This window comes from Tabrizicola sp., assembly GCF_051645465.1.
In the GTDB taxonomy this organism is placed as follows: Bacteria; Pseudomonadota; Alphaproteobacteria; order Rhodobacterales; family Rhodobacteraceae; genus Tabrizicola.
On the sequence record NZ_JBOFBI010000090.1, the window covers coordinates 1 to 4,789 of the forward strand.

Below are 4,789 nucleotides of genomic sequence, written 5' to 3' on the forward strand. Positions count from 1 at the left end.
TAACTATCTGCGGTCCGAAACGTCGGCAGGGGCAGACGAGGCGGCTCCGGTCGCCCCGTGAGCGAGATCATCCTGGCACTGGGTCTGGTGCTGGCGGTGGAGGGGCTGGTCCTGGCGCTGGCCCCCCGCCGGATCGAAGACGCCCTGCAGCTGATCGCCTCGCTTGGGGTGGATCAGCGGCGGATGATCGGACTTGGGGCGCTCGCGCTCGGTGTGCTGGTGGTCTGGCTGGTGCGGGGCTGATGGCCAAGGCGCGCGCCAGGGCGCAGATGACTGGCGCGCATGACAAGTTCCTTCACATCCGTTTGAAGGGCCGCGACAGGGTTTGCATTGCGGGAACGTTTCACTAACTGTTTGCTCAGCAGCGTCGCGGAGCGGACTTGCATAACCAAGGCCCCGGCCGCCCGATCTGATGAACAGGAGTTCGCATCGTGCCCGATCTAACACCCACCATTCGCAATGCCCTGCGGTCCAGCACGCTTCTGGCCCTCGTCCTTGGCTTCGGCCTCAGCGTCACGCCCGCACATGACGCGCAGGCGTTCGGTGCGCCGGAAAGCTTTGCCGAACTGGCCGAGCAGATCAGCCCCTCGGTCGTGAACATCACGACAAGCGCCATGATCGCGGGCCCCGCCGACGGCATGCCGATGGTGCCCGAGGGCAGCCCGTTCGAGGACTTCTTCGAAGATTTCGGCGGACCGGGGGGGCCGGGCGGTCCGCAACGCTCGGAAGCCCTGGGCTCGGGCTTCGTGATCAGCGAAGACGGTTTCATTGTCACCAACAACCACGTGATCGAAGGCGCCGACGAGATCGAGGTCGAGTTCTTCTCGGGCGAAAGGCTGAAGGCCAAACTTGTAGGCACCGACCCCAAGACTGACATCGCGCTTCTGAAGGTGGAAAGCGACAAGCCCCTGCCGTTCGTCAGCTTCGGCAATTCCGACCTGATGCGGGTCGGCGATTGGGTCATGGCCATGGGCAACCCGCTTGGCCAGGGCTTCTCGGTCAGCGCGGGCATCGTGTCGGCCCGGGGGCGTGAGCTTTCGGGGTCCTATGACGACTATCTCCAGACCGACGCTGCGATCAACCGCGGCAACTCGGGCGGGCCTTTGTTCAACATGGACGGGCAGGTGATCGGGGTGAACACCGCGATCCTGTCGCCCAATGGCGGGTCGATCGGGATCGGCTTCTCGATGGCCTCGAACGTGGTGACCAAGGTCGTCGACCAGCTGAAAGAGTTCGGCGAAACCCGCCGCGGCTGGCTTGGCGTGCGCATCCAGGACGTGACACCCGATGTGGCCGAGGCGATGGGCCTCGGGAATGCAGTGGGCGCGCTTGTCACCGATGTGCCCGATGGTCCCGCCAAGGATGCGGGCATCGTCTCCGGCGACGTGATCACCCGGTTCGCGGGCCAGGAAGTCGCCGACGCGGGCGATCTTACCCGCCGCGTGGCCGATGCGCCGATTGGCGAAGCGGTCCCGGTGATCGTCCTCCGCGAGGGCCGGACCGAGACTCTGGCGGTAACGCTTGGCCGCCGCGAAGAGGCCGAGGCCGCGACGATGCCTGCCTCCACCCCCGCGCCCGAAGCCCCGAAAGAGATGGAGACGCTGGGCCTGACGCTGGCACCCCTGGACGACGAAATGCGCTCGCGTCTGGGCCTTGAGCCCGCGGCCGAGGGGCTGATGATCATGAAGGTCGATCCGGCGTCGGAGGCCTTTACCAAGGGCCTGACCGAAGGCGACCTGATCACCGAGGCGGGCCAGCAGAAGGTGGTGCGGCTGCAGGACCTAGAGGACCGGATCAAGGAAGCGAAGGACGCAGGCCGGAAGTCGATCCTCCTCCTGGTGCGCCGGGGCGGCGATCCGCGCTTCGTCGCGCTGTCGATCGAGTAAGCCTGATCCCCTGACCGGATTGCATTGGCGGCGGGGCCTCTCGCCGCCAAATTTTTAACTCAAAAAATTTGCCAAAATCCTTACTCAAGGATTTTGTTGCCCGCAGAATAGGGCGTGGCGCGGGGCCCTCTGGCAAAGCTTGCGGGATTGACCTATGTCGGGCCGGACGATCCCGGGAGACCTGAGAATGGCGAAGATCACTTACGTGGAACACGGCGGCAAGGAGCACGTGGTCGAGGTCGCGAATGGCCTGACCGTGATGGAAGGCGCCCGCGACAACGGCATCCCCGGGATCGAGGCCGATTGCGGCGGCGCCTGCGCCTGTTCCACCTGCCATGTCTATGTCGACGCCGCCTGGGTAGACCGCCTGCCGAAGAAGGACCACATGGAAGCCGACATGCTCGACTTCGCCTGGCAACCCGACCCGGTCCGTTCGCGCCTGACCTGCCAGCTCAAGGTCTCGGACGCGCTGGATGGCCTGCGCGTGCAGATGCCGGAAAAGCAGATCTGATGCGGTGGGCGCTGGCCTTGGTCTTTCTGGCCGAGGCGGCGCAGGCCGAGATACCGATTGGTCCAAGTATTGGCAGCGCGTGGCTTTCCGAGCCAACCGATCGCTATGACCACGCAGTTTTGGGCGACGCACTGGAATGGGGCGCGCTTGAGATGACTCTGGCCAGTGGCGTGCTGCATGTCGTCACGATCCGCCTGCCCGACAACCGCGTGTTCGAGGATGTCGAGGCGCGACTGGCCGACCTTGACGGCGATGACCGGGATGAAGTGATCGTGGTCGAGACCGACCTCGCCCGCGGCGCCTCCCTCGCCGTCTACGGCCCCGAAGGCAAGATCGCCGCCACCCGCTTCATCGGCCAGAAGCACCGCTGGCTCGCCCCCGCCGGGATCGCCGACTTCGACGGGGACGGGCGGGTCGAGATCGCCTATGTCGACCGGCCGCACATCCTTGGCGACCTGGTTTTCGTCCGGCTGGAGGGGGATCGGCTGGTCGAAACCCAGCGCCTTCCCGGCCTTACCAACCATCGCATCGGCGATGATTTCATCTCGGGTGGCGTCCGGGATTGCGGGCAGGGGCCGGAACTGGTGCTGGCGTCGCTGGACTGGACGCGGGTGATGCGGGTCCGGGGCGGAAAGATCAAGGATATCGGCCCGATGCCCGCAAAGGGCCTGAAGATTCCGCCCTGCTGATCAGCTCTCGCCTTTACCCAGCCGGTCGGCCTTGCGGCGCACCAGCATGCTCCGCAGATCGTGCATTGCCAGCAAAAGCGCGTCGGTTACGGCATCCAGCTGTGCGTCCGTAGCCCGCGACTGGGCCCATTGCGTCGTCAGGTTCAGGTGATCGACGGTGCGCAGGATGTCGTCCACTTCGCGCGCGGCAAGCTGGGCCTGGCGGGCGGCCAGCCAGCTTTCGATCGCGGCCCGGTCGGCGGCGGTCAGCTTCACCTCACCGTGCGGCTTCACGTTGCCGTTCTTGACGTTGACCGTGGCGATCTCTTCCATATCGATGCGGCGCTGGCGGTTTTCCGTGCCCAGGCGGAACACGGCGGCGCCGTTCTCGCGCACTCGGAAGTAGTAGTCCGGAAGGTCAGCGGTCATCGCCCTTGCCTGCTCAAAGCCCCGATCGCGCCGGGTTGGCCCGGCCGCATGCCCCGCCATTCCTTTCGCAGTGCTGCGAAGACGTCAACCCGGATCAGCAGTGCAAGCCGGGCCGGATCAGACCAGCGAGGCGCAGAAGCGCTGGATGCGGCTGCAGGCCTCGTGCAGGACCTCGTCCGAAGTGGCGTAGCTGACGCGGAAGTTGGGCGAGAGGCCGAAGGCCGCCCCGAAGACGACGGCAACGCCGGTTTCCTCCAGCAGCGCGGTCGCAAAGACCTCGTCATCCGAGATGACGGTGCCCTTGGGCGTGGTCTTGCCGATGCAGCCCGAGATGTCGGGGTAGACGTAGAAGGCGCCTTCGGGCTTCGGGCAGCGGATGCCCTTGGCCTGGTTCAGCATGGACACCACCAGATCGCGCCGGCCTTCAAAGAGCTTGCGGTTCGGGGCAAGGAAGTCCTGCGGGCCGCTCAGGGCCTCAAGCGCCGCGTGCTGGCTGATCGAACAGGGGTTCGACGTCGACTGCGACTGGATCGTCCCCATCGCCTTGATCAGCGCCACTGGGCCTGCCGCATAGCCGATCCGCCAGCCGGTCATCGCGTAGGCCTTTGAGACGCCGTTGCAGGTCAGCGTGCGGTCGTAAAGGCCGGGTTCGACCTCGGCGGGGGTGCAGAACTCGAAATCGTCGAAGACGAGGTGTTCGTACATGTCGTCCGACATCACCCAGACTTGTGGGTGACGCATCAGGACATCGGTCAGGGCCCTCAATTCACTGCGGGTATAGCCTGCGCCTGTCGGGTTCGAGGGCGAGTTGAAGATGAACCACTTGGTCTTCGGCGTGATCGCTGCCTCAAGTTGCTCGGGTGTCAGCTTGAAGTTCGTCTCGATCCCGGCCACCACGGTCACGGGCGTGCCACCTGCAAGCAGCACCATGTCTGGGTAGGAAACCCAGTAGGGCGCGGGGACGATGACCTCGTCGCCTGGATTGCAGGTCGCCATCAGCGCATTGTACAGGATCTGCTTGCCGCCCGTCCCCACCGTGACCTGCGAAGGCATATAGGTCAGGCCGTTTTCCCGGAGGAACTTCGAGCAGATCGCGGCCTTAAGCTCGGGGATCCCATCCACCGCCGTGTAGCGGGTCTTGCCGGCATCGATCGCGCGCTTCGCCGCCTCGCGGATGTTCACGGGCGTGTCGAAGTCCGGCTCGCCCGCGCCAAGGCCGATCACATCGCGGCCCGCGGACTTGAGTTCGGCGGCCTTGGTGGTGACGGCGATCGTCGGCGAGGGCTTAACGCGCG

Annotated in this window: 6 protein-coding genes; 4 read left to right on the top strand and 2 right to left on the bottom strand. The window is 65.5% G+C overall.

The genetic code is table 11. The features are described 5' to 3' along the window. The first annotated feature begins 57 nt into the window (after positions 1–57). The 4 genes from ACRCSW_RS05910 (at position 58) to ACRCSW_RS05925 (ending at position 3,086) form a co-directional block, all read left to right on the top strand. Positions 58–243 (top strand): DUF2065 domain-containing protein, encoded by a 186-nt coding sequence (locus ACRCSW_RS05910; RefSeq protein WP_438703404.1) that lies wholly within the window; start codon positions 58–60, stop codon positions 241–243. Between the two features lie 185 nt (positions 244–428). Next, the gene (locus ACRCSW_RS05915) at positions 429–1,886 is read left to right on the top strand and encodes a Do family serine endopeptidase (RefSeq protein WP_438703410.1); all 1,458 of its coding nucleotides are present in this window, start codon (positions 429–431) and stop codon (positions 1,884–1,886) included. Between the two features lie 187 nt (positions 1,887–2,073). Continuing rightward, positions 2,074–2,397, top strand: a complete 324-nt coding sequence (locus ACRCSW_RS05920) for a 2Fe-2S iron-sulfur cluster-binding protein (protein WP_438703405.1) — start codon at positions 2,074–2,076, stop codon at positions 2,395–2,397. Beyond that, positions 2,397–3,086: a VCBS repeat-containing protein gene (locus tag ACRCSW_RS05925; RefSeq protein ID WP_438703406.1), complete on the top strand. Its 690-nt coding sequence runs from the start codon at positions 2,397–2,399 to the stop codon at positions 3,084–3,086. Before ACRCSW_RS05920 ends, ACRCSW_RS05925 begins: the two co-directional genes overlap by 1 nt. Here ACRCSW_RS05925 and ACRCSW_RS05930 read toward each other — a convergent pair whose 3' ends face one another. Continuing rightward, entirely contained in the window at positions 3,087–3,494 is a 408-nt protein-coding gene (locus ACRCSW_RS05930) for a hypothetical protein (RefSeq protein ID WP_438703407.1), read from the bottom strand. A gap of 117 nt (positions 3,495–3,611) precedes the next feature. Continuing rightward, a partial coding sequence (locus ACRCSW_RS05935; protein WP_438703409.1) for a pyridoxal phosphate-dependent aminotransferase occupies positions 3,612–4,789 on the bottom strand: 1,178 nt, incomplete at its 5' end.

What these genes read in the sequence shown, in the direction of transcription:
- ACRCSW_RS05930 (WP_438703407.1), bottom strand. Translation starts at nt 3,494, where the DNA reads ATGACCGCTGACCTTCCGGACTACTACTTCCGAGTGCGCGAGAACGGC.
- ACRCSW_RS05920 (WP_438703405.1), top strand. Translation starts at nt 2,074, where the DNA reads ATGGCGAAGATCACTTACGTGGAACACGGCGGCAAGGAGCACGTGGTC.
- ACRCSW_RS05925 (WP_438703406.1), top strand. Translation starts at nt 2,397, where the DNA reads ATGCGGTGGGCGCTGGCCTTGGTCTTTCTGGCCGAGGCGGCGCAGGCC.